Here is a 15,006-nt window from a genome sequence, read left to right on the forward strand (position 1 = left end):
TTCCGACAACGGCGCATTACGGTGGGACACGAAGACCTCCGATTTGGTGAATGCGTTCCTAGACAGCTCGCACTTCACTCGGAGGTCTTCGCCATGTCAGCTCGCCACGCCGTCACCAACGTCCATGGTCAGTACACCTAGGCCCTCACGGCATCACAGATACGTGGTGGCGTGGGGCAGTCGAATGCGGCGCGCGTTGAGCGTCAAGGACTTTCAACGCCTCTCGGTGCCGGCGCGTTTGCCAGAACGCCGCCCTCATTTGCCTTGTCATCGTTGGCTGACGACCAGGCACGGATACCTCACCACCTCGCAACGCATACCGCATATTAAGTACCCGGACTTCTCAATAGAGCAGCGGTATCTCCGATGCAGGTTCCATCCCTTTCGCCGCCCCTCGGCGGCCATCGATGAAAGATTTGGCGCACTGGGGAACTCCTGACCTTGACAAGGACCACATTTCACGGTCCGATGGAGAGTGAGGGACAACACAAACCGAGCCATCCGCATGGAGGATTGTGATGTTCCCGTACGTCTGCCGTACTGGCAGATTCCCTTCCGGCGTTCTGCCGCCCAGCAGACGCCCGTCAGATAAGAACCTTCTGTCCACCCGATTTGACGAACGCCTTGCCGCGAGGTGGTCTTCTCGCGGCCGCATCGAATCACCTGTCGGCGACCACCCTGTGACGTGAAATGACACGCACGCACAAGACCCCGGCCATGCCAGAGCCAGACGATGATCTCAATTCGCATGTCGGTATAACGTTCGTTGGGCTCTACGCAGCGCGCCGCGACGCGACGCCGGCGAAGCCGATTCCTTTCGCGTTTCCGGGTGTTGTCGCCTCCGTCGGCCCTATCCACGGCGTGCATCTCGCCATCTCAGCGATCGATGGCCATGGACGACTGTCCGATCGGTCCGGAGTGCGGGCGCTCGGTTGGTTTGCGGGACAACCGGTTACGTTCGATGCCGACTATCGCATGGTCGTGGTCCGACCGAACTCGCGTGGCCGGTGGAGTGTGAGTCGCAAGGGTTATCTGCGGGTGCCGGCGGAGTATCGGCATCGGTGCAATCTGTCGCTACACGGTCGGGTCTTGATGGTGGCGGACCCAGAACAAGAGCAGCTGGTCATTCTGCCGATACCGATCGTCACAGCGGCGCTGCGGCACCTGCTGCCAGAGGCGTGGAGCCGCGAGCGGTGAACAGCGGAGACATCGATCGGGCCCTTCGAGTGATCGCGTCCGCGCTCGAAGCAAGAGATGACCACTACGCGTTTGCGCCAGTCCCGACCAAGCCGGCCCCCACGTTCGACGCATACATCGCGCAGCTACGGTCAGCATTGCCCGCGCCGACGGTCAGAAGCTACAACTCGTACTGGCGAGTCCTAGAGACCCACTGGGGCGATCGGTTTCTCGACGAGCCCACGACAACGGAGATCAACCAGTTGGTCGAGGCCCATCGCAGTCGAGCGATCGTGCGATCCAACTCCCGGGCTGGCCGTGGCGCGGCCGCGTCGATGGTGTCGGCAGTCCGGTGCTTGTACCGCCAAGCCGAGTTCGACGGGCTGATCAGTCCCGCGCAGAATCCGGCCCGCAACCTGAGAACCCAACGGCCCCAGCCCGGTTCGCGGCACGCGCTGACCAGAGATCAGGTCATGGCCATGGGGCGCATAGCGGCGACGACGGGGAACGACACCGAGCTGGATGCCCTCATCGTCCGCCTGCACATCGAGACCGCGTGCCGACGTGGCGCCGCTCTCGCGCTACAGGTCGACGACATGAACCCCGAGGACTGTTTGCTGCGACTGCGCGAGAAGGGCGGCCAGGTGCGGTGGCAGCCGGTTTCGCCGCTGCTGATGGGCAGCCTCATCGAGCACGTCGACAGCCGCGGCGGCGCAGACGCGACCGATCGGCTGCTGCGCTATCGCCACGGGCGACCGATCTCCGCTCGCCGCTACGACTACCTGATCGAGCGGGTGCGACGGCACCTGCCGTGGGCTCGGCGGTTGCAAGTGTCGATTCACTGGGTGCGCCACACCACGCTCACCTACGTCGAGCGTGAGTACGGCGAAGCCGTGGCGCGAGCGTATGCGGGTCATGCGGTTCCGACCGGCAGGGTCGCGACACCCATCTACACCACCGCGGGGGTCGTCGAAGTGGCGGAAGCTCTCTCGGGTCTCACCGGCGAGCGCCACCCGCTGGCGCGGAGGGTACGGGAACCCCTGGCACCCCGAGGAAGGCTCGGAGGTATTGTTTGACGCTATGAACACGCAATTTATGCGAGTTCACCCCTTTCTGCGTGTTACATCCAGATATGTCACACCTCCAAATCCGCTCTCGCGGGGCCGGGCGGTCGTATCGTGGGCTGGATTGTCCAGAGGCAATTGCCAGCAACACGCGCAAGACCCGCTCCTTCGGAAAGGTGTCGACTGCAGTGAAAATCGCCAGGCGTCTCCGATATCTCGCCGCCGGTTCGGCGGTCACCCTCGTGCTCGCCGGTCCGTTCGCGGGCGCGGCCACCGCTGCCGAGGGCCCGGCCCCGCTCTACAACTCCGCCCAATCCCACTTCCTCAGCGGCAACGATCCGGCCGGCCTGGCCGATCTGCGCGCGCTGCTCGACGGCACCCCCGACGACGCGCAGGCGCTCGCGCTGCAGGCGATCTGGTCGGACTACAGCGGTGACCTGATCACCCGTGAGGGTGCGCTGAACCGGCTCGGAGCCGTCGACGGCGCGATGGCTCAGGGCACCCGTAATCTGCTGGGCGCCATCGGTGCGGCGGTGGGCACCCTGCCCAATCCGCTGCCCGCGCTGGTCGGCCCGCAGACCGGGATCGTGGTGCTCGGTTACGGCCTGCTGCCCGATGGCGCGCTGCGCCCCGAACTGGTGAATCGCCTGCAGGCGGCATGGTTGCAGGCGATCGCCGCACCCGGGTCGCCGATCGTGGTCACCGGCGGCAACCCGCAGAACGGGGTGCCGGAGGCGGTGGCCATGGCGGGTTGGCTGATCGGGCACGGCATTCCGGCGAACCGGGTGCTGGTCGAGGACCGCGCCGGGTCGACGGTGCAGAACGCGCTGTTCAGCAGCCGCATGCTGCGCGACGCCGGGGCCACCAGCGCGGTCGTGGTGACCTCGCCGAACCACATCCGCCGCGCGGTCGCGGATTTCATCGTCGCCGGAATTCCGGTGGTGGGCGCAATGACCTCCACCGATCAGCTGGTGTCGCAGCTGCCGCCGCCGAACCGGGCCGCCCAGCGCGGCATCTACCTGGACGCCACCCGCACCTTCCTCCTACCATCGGAGCGCTGACCGCCGGAATCGGCACAATGAGCGGGTGATCGCATCCGACCCGGACACCGTCGCCGCCCTGCGCGCGGCCGGTTGTGTCTTCGCCGAGGACGAGGCCGCCCTGCTGACCGAGGCGGCCTCGTCGCCCGCCGAATTGCACGCACTCGTGGCACAGCGAACTTCTGGCATACCGCTGGAACACCTGTTGGGCTGGGCCGAATTTCGCGGGCTGCGGGTCGCGGTCGGACCGGGGGTCTTCGTGCCGCGGCAACGCACCGGATTTCTCGTCGAGCAGGCGGTCGCGCTCGGCCGCCGCCCGCCCGGCAACTCCCGCGTCGTGCTCGACCTGTGCTGCGGCTGTGGCGCGCTCGGGTTGGCGGTCGCCACGGAGCTGGCGCGCGCGGGCATCCGGACCCAGCTCACGGCCGGCGACATCGAGCCCGCCGCCGTGTCCTACGCTCGCCGCAACCTCGCCCCACTGGGCGCGCGCGTCTACGAGGGCGATCTGTTCACTCCCCTGCCCGCGGAACTGGCCGGGCGGGTAGACATTCTGCTCGCCAACACCCCGTACGTGCCGACCGTCCTGATCGCCGACATGCCCCCGGAAGCCCGTGAGCACGAGCCACATTCGGCCCTCGACGGCGGCGCCGACGGCCTCGACATCGTCCGCCGGGTGGCCGCCGCCGCGCCCTCCTGGCTGGCGCCCGGCGGTCACGTACTGGTGGAATCGAGCGAGGAACAGGCTCCGGCCGCGGTGGACATCTTCGCCCGTTCCGGACTCACGCCACGCGTCGCCTGGTCCGAGGAGTTGTACGCGACCGTGGTCATCGGCAGCCGCGTCGACCCGTCCTGACACCCACTTACCGACCCATCCTCACGCCATGCGCGACCCACCCTCACGCCATGCGCGACCCATCCTCACACCACCTGCGCGACCCGTCCGCGCGCCACTGCGCGATCCCGAGGTCACCTGCGCGACCGGTCCTGAGCTCATGCGTGCTGGAAGCGCCGGGCAGCGGATTTGATCGCTGCGCACAGTGCGCGCTCCGGCTCCGGCGGGCGGCTGCGGCGGCGCAGCAGGACGAACTCGAGGTCACCCAGTTCTGGCAGCCGGGGATCCGCGACGGCGAAAAGCCCTGTGGGCAGCAGGCTTTCGGCATGCACCACCAGGCCGAGACCGGCCAGTACCGCCGCCCGCAGGCCTAGTTGGCTGTCGCTGGTGCAGGCGATGCGGCAGGTGCGTCCCTCGCGTTCCAGGGCGCGCAGGGCGATGTGCCGGGTGAGGCTCGGCGGCGGATACGTCACCAGCGGGACCGGATCGTCGAAACCCGTTGCGCCGGAACGGCCCGCCCAGACGAGCCGGTCTCGCCAGAGCAGCTCGCCGTGCCGTTCGCCGGGCAGCCGCTTGCCGACCACCAGATCCAGCTCCCCCGCACTCATCCGGGTCTTCAGGTTCTCGCTGAGCCCCACGGTCAGCTCCAGATCCACGCCGGGGTGGCTGCGCTGGAATTCGAGCAGCACGTCGGGCAGTTCGCGGGCCATCACGTCGTCGGAGGCGCCGAGCCGGATCAGGCCGGACAGCCGTGATTCGGAGAAGTAACGTTCGGCCGTCGCCTGCGCGTCGAGGATGGCGCGGGCGAAGCCGACCATCGCGGCGCCGTCGGCGGTGAGGGCGAGATTGCGGGTGTCGCGGCGGAACAGTTCGCGCCCGGCCGCCTGTTCCAGCCTGGCGACGTGCCCGCTGACCGTCGACTGCCGCAGCCCGAGGAGGCGGCCCGCCGCGGTGAAACCACCGGCCCGCTCGACGGCGAGAAAGGTGCGCAGTAGGTCCGGGTCGAACACATTCATCACAATACTCGTTCGGAGTTATCGATTACGCCGCCTGTCGTGATCAGTTCGGCGGTCATACCGTAGCTACGTGAAGTTTCTCGCCAAGCTGCGGATCGATGCCTTCATGCTCGGCATCCTGGTCAGCGTGCTGGTGGCCGTCGCGCTGCCCGCGCGCGGTGGCGCCGCCGACGTCCTGGACTGGGCCACCAAGATCGCCATCGGGGTGTTGTTCCTGCTCTACGGCGCCCGCCTGGAACCGCGCGAGGCGCTGGCCGGACTGCGGCACTGGCGGCTGCACGCGAGCGTGCTCGCGGTGACGTATGTGGTGTTCCCGCTGCTCGGCCTCGCGCTGCGGCTGCTGGTGCCCTCGGTACTGACCGCGGACCTCTACACCGGCATGCTCTATCTGTGCCTGCTCCCGTCGACGGTGCAGTCCTCGATCGCGTTCACCTCGATCGCGCGCGGCAATGTGGCGGGGGCGGTCGTGAGCGCGTCGCTGTCGAATCTCGTCGGTGTCTTCGCGACGCCCCTGCTGGTAATGCTGCTGATGCACACCACCGGCGGCACGACCGTGTCCCTCACCGCGATCCTGTCGATCGTCGTGCAACTGCTGCTGCCGTTCCTCGCCGGGCAGTTGTTGCGGCCGTGGCTGCGGTGGTTGCTGCGGCATGCGGCGGTCACCCGCGTCGTGGACCGGGGTTCGGTGTATCTGGTGGTCTATGCCGCCTTCAGCGCGGGCATGGTCGAGCACATCTGGCGCGGGTTGTCGCCGTGGGCGCTGCTGGCGGTGGTCGTGGTGTGCGCGGGCCTGCTGGGTGTGCTGCTGGCGGTGACCTCCGCGGGCAGCGGACTGTTCGGATTCGACCGCGCCGATCGAATCGTCGTGATCTTCTGTGGCTCGAAGAAGAGCCTGGCCACCGGGCTGCCGATGGCGACGGTGCTGTTCGCGGGCCATCCGGTCGGGCTGATCGTGCTGCCGCTGATGATCTTTCACCAGATTCAGCTGTTCGTGTGCGCCGCGCTGGCGGGCCGGTGGGGTCGGGCCGCGGAAAGCGCTGCGGCCCAGCCCGTTCCGGCCGCGGCCGGGTGAGGCCTACATCCCGCGCACGTACCGGAGGGTGTCCTCGACGGCGGCCAGGTCGACGTCGAGATTCGGGTCGCGGTCCAGGATGTCGCGGAACTCCTGCATCGACTCCTCGAGCGTGCTCCGGCGGGCCAGTGTGATCAGTTCCTGGCGCACGTAGTCGCCGAGCGGCGCGCCCGCGGCGGCGGCACGGCGGCCGAGCACGCTCCACGCGTCGGCGGGCAGATCGTAGGTGTGGATCAGGGCCATCGCGCCCTCGTCGAGAGTGGTGGAGGGATGATCCGGGCGCTCGTTCTCCAGGAACTCCACGACGGAGTCGATGGGCACGCGGCGCGCGCTCAGCGCCGTCAACTCCTGGCGCACATAGTCCAGTACCGGCAGCCCGGCGTAGCGGGCGCGGCGGCGCAGCACCTCGGCGGTATCGGCGGGCAGATCCTCGATCTCGATGCGCGACATGCCTGCCACGCTATGCCCGCCGCGATCGGTCGGCAAGCTGCCCGGCCGTGTTCGGCGTGCCGCGCGCGGGTAGCGCGATCGGCATCGCCGGTCCGTCGCGATGTCGAATTTCCTTGCCTCGCATGTCTTTACCGCGTGAGCGGGAACTTCGAACTGCCGCTGTCCCCCGCGGGAATGATCGGCAGCACCACCGACGACGGGTGTTCGGCGTCGTGAAAGATCGTCTGCGTCGCGCCCTGCACGGCCGCGCTCTGCCCGAACGGTTCGCCCGTGTTCGGGTTCGGCGCGTACTGCGGGAAGTCGCTGCTGGAGATTTCCACGCGGACGCGCGATCCGGCCGGTACCTGGTAACTGGTGGGCCATACCTTGATCGTGTACCGGTACGGCTGCCCCGGCACGATCGGTGTCGGATGCTCGAGGGATTCGCGGAACGCCGCGCGAACGATGCCGTTGTTGAGGTTGACGGTCGATCCGTCCGGCGCGACGACCACCAGCTTGGCGGTGAAATCGGTGTCGGGCGCGGTCGAGGCGGCCCACAGGGTCACCTCCGTCGGCCCGGTGATCTCGGTGTCCGACGGCATCGGGTCGGTGGTGAAGGTCAGCACATCGGAGCGCTGTTCCACGGCGCCCTGATCGAACGGACCCTGCGGGCCGGTCGCGGCGCCACAGCAGGAATGACCGCCCGCGCTGGGCACCGGATTCAATGGGTCGTAGTAGTACCGGTCCGGTTGCTGTGGATCCTTCGGCGCGGCCTCGACCAAGGCGCCCCGACGGCCGCCGGGGCCGGGACCGCCGGGACCGGACAGGTAGTAGGTGGTCCACCGGGTGTCCGGCAACGGCCACGCGGACGCCGTCTTCCACCGGTTGGCGCCCATCACGAAGTAGTCCACGGCCGGTTGCCCGGACACCTTGTTGTCGGCGCCCTTCAGGAATCGGTCGAACCAGGTCAGCATCAGCTCGTTGATCGGGCTGTCCCCGGCCGGGCCCGCGGCCATCTTCGGCGCCCCGACGCCGCTGCCCGGCCGGCCCCACCCGACGTGGTCCCACGGCCCGATGACCAAGCGCTGGTTGCGCCGCGCGTCCTCGGTCCCGCCGCGCTGGACCATGCCGGTGAAGTTCTCGATGCCGCCGGTGAGGAAGGCGTCGTACCAGCCCTCCACGTCCAGCACCGGCACCCGGACGTTCGGGTACCGATCACGGATGCTCCATTGCTTCCAGTAGTCGTCGCGGGCCGAGTGCCGGATCCAGTCGTAGAACCACGGCGCGACCACCGGGTCGTCCGGGCGCAGCGGCGGAAGCTGCTGGTACGGACGGAAACTCAGCCAGCGCGTGTAGTCGGTGCCCTCGGCGAGCAGTTGTTTCGCGGTCGCCGTGTCGCCGCGGTTCTCGGCCGCGGTGCGCGCGATCGTCTCCATCGCCCACGGTTCGACGAATGCCAGCCGGAACGCGCCGCCGTCGTAGGTCCAGCCGTCGTAGTAGTCCGAGGACGTGTTGGCGGGCACGATCGTCGCGAGGTGCGGCGGCGTGCGGACGGCCGCGAGCCATTGCGTGGCACCCACATACGACGACCCGTACATGCCCACCTTGCCGTTCGACCCGGGCAGGGCGGCCGCCCACTCCACCGCGTCGTAGCCGTCGTCCAGATCGTTGCCGAACTCGTTGAACGTGCCGCCCGACTTGCCCTGCCCGCGAATGTCCTGCACCACAACGAGATAGCAGTGCGAGGCGAACCAGTCCGGCGGGCGATACCGGTAGGGCTGGATCTGCGCCGCCTCCTTGCCGTACTGGGTGCGCATCAGGATCACCGGCACCGGATCGGCGGTGCGGGGGCGGTACACATCGGACTTCAGCACCACGCCGTCGCGCATGGTGGCGGGCACGTCCGGCTGTTTGTCGACCTCGCATGCGCCGCGACCGTCCGCTGGCGGCCAGGGGCCGGCGGCGGGCGCCGCGGCGGTGTGTTCGGGTTCCGATCCCCCGCAGCCGCCGGCGATCAGCACGGCCGTGACGGCCAGGACACATATCCGGACAATTCGACTGCGCCGCACACGGTTCGACGACATCGTCCGAAGGTAGCACCGCACCCGCGCCCCCGCCCGCGACTTTCCGAACCGCTCATCCTCGTATCGCCGATGCACCACGTTCCCCCCGTCGAATTCCCTTGCCGGTGTACAGCTTCCGATCTAACGCACCACCGCGCCCAGTTCGGCGGCGAGATCACCTCGCTCGCCGACCTCGATGGTCTCCAGTTCCAGCCAGTCGGCCAGCTCCCGCAACGCCCGCGCGAGACCGGCGACGACGTAGGCGGAATCCCGGCCGGGCTCGGCGAAGGCCGCGGGGACCAGCAGGCGGCCGGTGGCACGGTCGGCACGCAGATCGACGCGGGCGACGAGGTCGCCGTCGAGCAGGAACGGGAAGACGTAGTAGCCGTGTACCCGCTTGGCCTCGGGTGTGTAGATCTCGATGCGGTAGTGGAAGTCGAAGATGCGCTCGGTGCGCGGCCGGAAGAAGATCAGCGGATCGAACGGGCACAGCAGCGCGCCGCCCTCCACGCGGCGCGGCGTGCGAGCGCCCACGCGCAGGTAGGCGGGCCGATCCCAGCCGTGGACCCGCACCGGCTCCAGCTCACCGGCATCGACCAGATCGGCAAGGGCGGGCTCGGTCTGGCGGCGGTGCAGCCGGTAGTAGTCGCGCAGATCGGCTTCGGTGGCGATACCCAGCGCGGTCGCGGCGCGGCGGACCAGTTCGCGCACCGCCTCGGCCTCGTCCACCTCGCGCGCCAGCACCTCCGGCGGCAGTACGCGCTCGGTCAGGTCGTAGTAGCGCTGGAATCCGACGCGCTTGTCCACCGACAGCTCGCCGGTGGCGAACAGCAGCTCGCACACCACCTTGGTGTCGCTGTAATTCCAGCCCCAGTGGCCCTTGGTGCGCGGCCGTTCCAGCTCGAGATGCTTCTCCACCTCGCCCGCCGTGGCGGGGCCCAGTTCGCCGACCGCCTCGAGCACGTCCTTGGGCAGTCGCGGATTGCGCTCCACCACGCGAGCGGCCCCGCCCCACCGCCCGTCGCGGAACCGCGACATGCGCCAGCGCAGCAGCGGCCAATCCTCGACGGGCAACAGCGCCGCCTCGTGCGCCCAGTACTCCACCAGCCGCCGCGGCCGCCGCGCGTTGTGACTCCAGGCCAGCTCGTCCAGCAGGGCGCGGTCGTAGCCGCCGATCCGGGCGAACACCGGGGCATAGTGCGCCCGTACCACGGCCGAGACCGAATCCAATTGCAGCAGCTGGGTTTTCTCCAGCACGCGCTGGAGGGTACGGCGGGTGGGTGCGCCGGACGGGCGCGGACCGGCCAGGCCCTGGGCGGCCAGCGCGGTGCGGCGAGCGGCGGCAGCGGTCATGGTTCGCACCCACGAACCATCCCACGAGCCACCGACAAGTTCGGATGCGTGCGCCGCGCCACCCCAGCCGATACACTCGTGTATCCATTGCAGTCGAGCGCGAGGAGTTCCCGTGGCACCGTCGCACCAGCCGGACGTCATCGTCGTCGGAGCCGGACTGGCCGGCCTCGTGGCCACCTACGAGCTGACCCGGGCCGGGCGGCGGGTCCTGGTGCTGGATCAGGAGAATCGCAACAACCTGGGCGGGCAGGCGTTCTGGTCGCTGGGCGGGCTGTTCCTCGTCGACACCCCGGAACAGCGGCGGATGGGCGTGCAGGACTCCTTCGAACTGGCCTGGCAGGACTGGCAGGGCTCCGCCGGATTCGACCGCGACGAGGAGGACCACTGGGCGCGGCAGTGGGCCCGCGCCTACGTCGAGTTCGCCGCCACCGAGAAGCGGCAGTATCTGCACGATCTCGGCTTGCGGGTGACGCCGCTGGTCGGCTGGGCCGAACGGGGTGGCGCGGCCGCCGACGGACACGGCAACTCGGTGCCCCGCTTCCACCTGACCTGGGGCACCGGCCCCGAGGTGGTGCGGGTATTCCTGGAACCGGTGCTGGCGGCCGAGCGTAGCGGCCTGGTCGAGTTCGCTTTCCGGCACCGGGTGGACGAACTGATCGTCGAGGACGGCGCGGTGGTAGGCGTGCGCGGCGGCGTACTGGAGCCCACCGAACTCGAGCGCGGCCGGGCATCGTCACGCGATACCGTGGGCGAGTTCGAGTTTCGCGCCCCGGCGGTGGTCGTCAGCTCCGGCGGCATCGGCCACAACTACGATCTGATCCGCAAGAACTGGCCCACCGAACGACTGGGACCGTGCCCGCAGACCATGATCTCGGGAGTGCCCGCGCACGTCGACGGGCGGATGCTCGGCATCACCGAGGCGGCCGGCGGGCGCATCGTCAACCGGGATCGCATGTGGCACTACACCGAGGGCATCCACAACTGGGACCCAATCTGGCCCGACCACGCCATCCGGATCATCCCCGGCCCGTCCTCGCTGTGGTTCGATGCGAACGGAAACCGTTTGCCCGCACCGTGTTTCCCCGGATTCGACACCAACGCCACGATGCGGGCGATCCTCGATACCGGCTACGACTACTCGTGGTTCGTACTGACCCAGTCGATCATCGAGAAGGAGTTCGCGCTGTCGGGCTCCGAGCAGAATCCGGATATCACCGGCAAGGATCTCCAGCTGACGCTGCGCAGCCGGATCGCCAAGGGCGCACCGGGTCCGGTGGAGGCCTTCAAACGGCACGGCGTCGATTTCGTCGTCGCCGACACGCTGCCCGAACTCGTCACCGGCATGAACAAGATCGCCCGCGGACCCCAGCTCGACCCCGCCCATCTGGAACGCCAGATCGTCGCCCGCGACCGGGAACTGGTCAACAAGTACAGCAAGGACGCGCAGCTGATGGCCGTCGCCAATGCCCGCCGATCCCGGGGCGACCGGCTCGGCCGGGTGGCCAAGCCGCACCGCATCCTGGACCCGGCGCACGGCCCCTTGATCGCCGTCCGGCTGAACGTCCTGACCCGGAAGACGTTGGGCGGCTTGCAGACCAACCTCGACTCGCAGGTGATCCAGGCCGACGGCACACCGTTCCCCGGCCTGTACGCCGCGGGCGAGGTGGCGGGCTTCGGCGGCGGCGGGGTGCACGGTTACAACGCGCTGGAGGGCACCTTCCTGGGCGGCTGCATCTTCTCCGGGCGCGCCGCCGGGCGCGCGCTGGCCCGCCTGACAACCTGACGCGCGGGGTCAGACAGTCAGTCCGTGCTCACGCAACGCCGAGCGCAGCCCATCCGGCCGATCGGTGGTCGGCAGCGGGTCCACCCAGGCGAACCGGCAGCCGAGAGCCGTTGCGCCGCCGTCGTTCTCGCGACTATCACCGACCATGAGCGCCGCCTCGGCCGCGACCCCCAGACGCTCGAGCGTCCATTCGAAGATCCGCGGATCGGGTTTCATCGCGCCGATCTCGAACGACAGCGCGTACAGCGCCACCTCGCGCTCCCAGCCGTGCGCGGCGAACGACGGGCGCACATCGAAGGCGATATTGCTCACCACCGCTACCGGAATGCCTTGCGCGTCCAGCGATTTCAGCACCGCGTCGGTATCCGGGTACGGCGTCCACTCCAGCGGGTCGACCATGCGGTCGTACAGCCGGTCCGCCCGGCCCTGCTCGATTCCCGACTGGCGCAGTACCGCCATGTACGCCTCGCGATGCAACTCGGCGCTGAGGTCGCGATGCTCCCAGGCGTACTGCCCACGCTCGTCGAACCGCACCAACTGCTCGGGGGCCGTCATGCGCCGCAGCACCTCGGCCGATTCGGCGGCATCCAGCGGACGGCCGTCGGCGGTGATGAGGTCCTCGACCCAGCTCTCGTCGCCCTCCAGGCGAAACAGCGTCCCGGAGAAATCGAACAGCACGGCCTCGATGGTCACCGGGCCAGCGTACACAATTCGTCCCATGACACAGATCACCCATCAGCTTGTCTGAGGAGTTTGTTACCGTGGGCGCATGGCCGACACCCCCATCATCCAGGTCACCGCGGTGGATTTCGTGCGCAACGGCAATCCGATCCTCGCCGAGGTGTCGCTGACGGTGCGCCCGGGCGAGCACTGGGCGCTGCTGGGGCCCAACGGCGCGGGCAAGACCACGCTGCTGAAGATGCTGGGCGCCTTCGAACATCCCACGCACGGCACCGTCGAGGTGCTCGGCCACCGGCTCGGCCGGGTGGACATGCGCGAATTGCGCACCGCCATCGGCCATGTCGACCCCCGGCACGCTCCCCCGTATCCGCTCACCGCGCACGAGGTGGTGCTCACCGGCCTCACCAACACCGCCGACCTGAAGCAGCGCTGGAATCCGACGGCCGCCGAGATCGCCGAGGCGGACCGCCTGATCGACCTGCTGGGCCTGGCGCACCGCCGCGATGCCCGCTGGCCGACCATGTCCCAGGGGGAACGCGGCCGCGCGCTGATCGCGCGCGCCCTCATGCCGAATCCGCGCCTGCTACTGCTCGACGAGCCCACCACCGGACTCGACATGGCCGGTCGCGAGCAGCTCATCGACCGCATCGACCGCTTGCAGACCACGCATCCGGAGCTGTCCTCGGTGCTGGTGACCCATCACCTCGAGGAGCTGCCGCCGGGCACCACGCACGTCCTGCTGTTACGCGAAGGCCGTTGTGTCGCAACCGGTCCGGTGGACGAGGTACTCACCGGTGCGAACATCAGCGCCTGTTTCGACCACCCGGTCCGGCTCATTCGCAGCGAGGGTCGCTGGCAGGTTCGTACCGACCACAGCATGTCCGCGAGCTGATCCACGGAGCGTAAAGTAGTGCGGCGCTAGGTTTCTCGGTCGTCGTCGAGGGGAATGTTGGCGACCACCGGGAACTCGCCGGTGTATCCACGACGCTCCGCCGCGATGGCCAGCACCCGTTTGCGCGCGGCGAACCATCCCAGGATCAGCGCGGGCACGAGCACGACCAGGCTGGCGACCGTCCACGTCCCGACCGGATAGTCGAAGCCCATCAGCACCAGCACGACCGCCAGGAATACCAGCGTCGCGAGGCCCGTGTAGGGCGCCCCGAACATCCGGAACGCCGGGCGTTCGGCCTCACCGTTGCGCCACCGCCGCCACAGCTGCAACTGGCACAGCACGATCGTCGCCCAGGACGACAGGATGCCCATCGAGGCCACGTTCAGCACGATCTCGAACGCGCGCGCGGGCACGATGTAGTTGAGCCAGATGCCGAACAGGGCGATGACGCTGGTCAGCAGGATGCCACCGTAGGGCACGCCGCGCTTGTTCATGCGGCCGGTGAACTTCGGCGCGCTGCCGTTCATCGACATCGACCGCAGAATGCGACCCGTGGAGTACAGCCCCGCGTTCAGGCTCGAGAACGCGGCGGTGAGCACCACGAAGTTCATCACCGAACCCGCGTTCCCCACACCGAGTTTGCCGAAGAAGGTGACGAACGGGCTCTCCGACGCGGAGTACGCCGTGTACGGCAGCAGCAGCGCCAGCAGCACCAGCGAGCCGATGTAGAACACCACGATGCGCAGGATCACCGAGTTGATCGCCCGCGGCATGATCTTCTGCGGGTTCTCCGTCTCCCCCGCCGCGGTCCCGACCATTTCCACGGCCGCGTAGGCGAACACGACGCCGGAGGTCACGGTGACCAGCGGCAGCAGGCCGGTCGGGAACCAGCCCCCGGCATGCGACACCATGCCCAGGCCCGTCTCGTTGCCGTCGACGGTGAACCGGCCCGCCAGGAAGAAGGTGCCGATCCCCAGGAACGCCACCAGCGCGACGACCTTCACCAGCGCCGCCCAGAATTCCAGTTCGCCGAACCACTTCACCGAGATCAGGTTGACGCCGAGCACGAGGCACAGCGCGACCAGCGCCAGCAGCCATTGGGCAACCGGCTGGAACGGGCCCCAGTAGTGCAGATAGGTGGCGATCGCGGTGGTGTCGACGATGCCGGTCATCGACCAGTTCAGGAAGTACATCCACCCGGCGGCGAAAGCCGCCTTCTCGCCGTAGAACTCGCGGGCATAGGAGACGAACGATCCCGACGACGGCCGGTGCAGGACCAGTTCCCCCAGCGCCCGCAGAATGAAGAACACGAAGACGCCGCACACGCCGTAGACCAGGAACAATCCCGGACCGGCACTCGCCAGGCGGCCGCCCGCGCCGAGGAACAGTCCGGTGCCGATCGCACCGCCGATGGCGATCATCTGCAGCTGACGTGGTTTCAGACTCTTGTGGTAGCCGCTGTCCTCGGCTTCGAGGAATGTCTTGCTCCGCACTTCCGTCATCTGCCGGTTGGCCCTCCGCGATCGGTCGGTGAGCGTCCGAGGTTACCTGGTCGGTAGCGGAGGTCCCCGGTGGTGGCCGGACGAAAGCACTGCCCGTGTCGGA

General features: G+C 68.6%; 13 protein-coding genes. 7 read left to right on the forward strand and 6 right to left on the reverse strand.

Going from position 1 to position 15,006, the window contains the following annotated elements:
- Positions 1-690 precede the first annotated feature (690 nt).
- The 4 genes from QH470_RS22205 (at position 691) to QH470_RS22220 (ending at position 4,133) form a co-directional block, all read left to right on the forward strand.
- Positions 691-1,197 carry a hypothetical protein gene (locus tag QH470_RS22205; RefSeq protein ID WP_280274282.1) on the forward strand — a complete coding sequence of 169 codons (507 nt, stop codon included), beginning with the start codon at positions 691-693 and terminating at the stop codon, positions 1,195-1,197.
- Between the two features lie 137 nt (positions 1,198-1,334).
- Positions 1,335-2,252: a tyrosine-type recombinase/integrase gene (locus QH470_RS22210; RefSeq protein WP_280274283.1), complete on the forward strand. Its 918-nt coding sequence runs from the start codon at positions 1,335-1,337 to the stop codon at positions 2,250-2,252.
- Between the two features lie 176 nt (positions 2,253-2,428).
- The gene (locus tag QH470_RS22215) at positions 2,429-3,301 is read left to right on the forward strand and encodes a YdcF family protein (RefSeq protein ID WP_280274284.1); all 873 of its coding nucleotides are present in this window, start codon (positions 2,429-2,431) and stop codon (positions 3,299-3,301) included.
- A gap of 25 nt (positions 3,302-3,326) precedes the next feature.
- Positions 3,327-4,133 (forward strand): putative protein N(5)-glutamine methyltransferase, encoded by an 807-nt coding sequence (locus QH470_RS22220; protein ID WP_280274285.1) that lies wholly within the window; start codon positions 3,327-3,329, stop codon positions 4,131-4,133.
- 137 nt (positions 4,134-4,270) lie between these two features.
- Here the strand turns inward: QH470_RS22220 and QH470_RS22225 are convergent, their stop codons facing one another.
- Complete coding sequence (locus QH470_RS22225) at positions 4,271-5,128, reverse strand: LysR family transcriptional regulator (RefSeq protein ID WP_280274286.1); 858 nt, start codon at positions 5,126-5,128, stop codon at positions 4,271-4,273.
- 70 nt (positions 5,129-5,198) lie between these two features.
- On the opposite strand from QH470_RS22225, the gene QH470_RS22230 reads away from it, so the two are divergent.
- Positions 5,199-6,200: a bile acid:sodium symporter family protein gene (locus QH470_RS22230; RefSeq protein ID WP_280274287.1), complete on the forward strand. Its 1,002-nt coding sequence runs from the start codon at positions 5,199-5,201 to the stop codon at positions 6,198-6,200.
- Between the two features lie 3 nt (positions 6,201-6,203).
- Here QH470_RS22230 and QH470_RS22235 read toward each other — a convergent pair whose 3' ends face one another.
- The 3 genes from QH470_RS22235 to QH470_RS22245 all read right to left on the reverse strand — a co-directional run bounded on the left by QH470_RS22235 (position 6,204) and on the right by QH470_RS22245 (position 10,054).
- The gene (locus QH470_RS22235; protein ID WP_280274288.1) at positions 6,204-6,650 is read right to left on the reverse strand and encodes a hypothetical protein; all 447 of its coding nucleotides are present in this window, start codon (positions 6,648-6,650) and stop codon (positions 6,204-6,206) included.
- Between the two features lie 128 nt (positions 6,651-6,778).
- Positions 6,779-8,713, reverse strand: a complete 1,935-nt coding sequence (locus QH470_RS22240; protein WP_280274289.1) for a CocE/NonD family hydrolase — start codon at positions 8,711-8,713, stop codon at positions 6,779-6,781.
- 120 nt (positions 8,714-8,833) lie between these two features.
- Positions 8,834-10,054, reverse strand: coding sequence for a winged helix-turn-helix domain-containing protein (locus QH470_RS22245; RefSeq protein WP_280274290.1), 1,221 nt, complete (start codon positions 10,052-10,054; stop codon positions 8,834-8,836).
- Between the two features lie 103 nt (positions 10,055-10,157).
- On the opposite strand from QH470_RS22245, the gene QH470_RS22250 reads away from it, so the two are divergent.
- Positions 10,158-11,828 carry an FAD-binding dehydrogenase gene (locus QH470_RS22250; protein ID WP_280274291.1) on the forward strand — a complete coding sequence of 557 codons (1,671 nt, stop codon included), beginning with the start codon at positions 10,158-10,160 and terminating at the stop codon, positions 11,826-11,828.
- Positions 11,829-11,837: 9 nt separating this feature from the next.
- Here QH470_RS22250 and QH470_RS22255 read toward each other — a convergent pair whose 3' ends face one another.
- Positions 11,838-12,521, reverse strand: coding sequence for an HAD family hydrolase (locus tag QH470_RS22255; protein ID WP_280274292.1), 684 nt, complete (start codon positions 12,519-12,521; stop codon positions 11,838-11,840).
- Between the two features lie 76 nt (positions 12,522-12,597).
- On the opposite strand from QH470_RS22255, the gene QH470_RS22260 reads away from it, so the two are divergent.
- Positions 12,598-13,401: an ABC transporter ATP-binding protein gene (locus tag QH470_RS22260; RefSeq protein WP_280274293.1), complete on the forward strand. Its 804-nt coding sequence runs from the start codon at positions 12,598-12,600 to the stop codon at positions 13,399-13,401.
- Positions 13,402-13,427: 26 nt separating this feature from the next.
- On the opposite strand, the gene QH470_RS22265 is transcribed toward QH470_RS22260, so the two are convergent.
- Positions 13,428-14,903, reverse strand: coding sequence for an amino acid permease (locus tag QH470_RS22265; RefSeq protein ID WP_280274294.1), 1,476 nt, complete (start codon positions 14,901-14,903; stop codon positions 13,428-13,430).
- Positions 14,904-15,006: the final 103 nt, after the last annotated feature.

The sequence above is a fragment of the Nocardia wallacei genome (assembly GCF_029868745.1).
GTDB lineage: Bacteria > Actinomycetota > Actinomycetes > Mycobacteriales > Mycobacteriaceae > Nocardia > Nocardia wallacei_B.

What these genes read in the sequence shown, in the direction of transcription:
- QH470_RS22205 (WP_280274282.1), top strand. Translation starts at nt 691, where the DNA reads ATGACACGCACGCACAAGACCCCGGCCATGCCAGAGCCAGACGATGAT.
- QH470_RS22225 (WP_280274286.1), bottom strand. Translation starts at nt 5,128, where the DNA reads ATGAATGTGTTCGACCCGGACCTACTGCGCACCTTTCTCGCCGTCGAG.
- QH470_RS22235 (WP_280274288.1), bottom strand. Translation starts at nt 6,650, where the DNA reads ATGTCGCGCATCGAGATCGAGGATCTGCCCGCCGATACCGCCGAGGTG.
- QH470_RS22240 (WP_280274289.1), bottom strand. Translation starts at nt 8,713, where the DNA reads ATGTCGTCGAACCGTGTGCGGCGCAGTCGAATTGTCCGGATATGTGTC.
- QH470_RS22260 (WP_280274293.1), top strand. Translation starts at nt 12,598, where the DNA reads ATGGCCGACACCCCCATCATCCAGGTCACCGCGGTGGATTTCGTGCGC.
- QH470_RS22265 (WP_280274294.1), bottom strand. Translation starts at nt 14,903, where the DNA reads ATGACGGAAGTGCGGAGCAAGACATTCCTCGAAGCCGAGGACAGCGGC.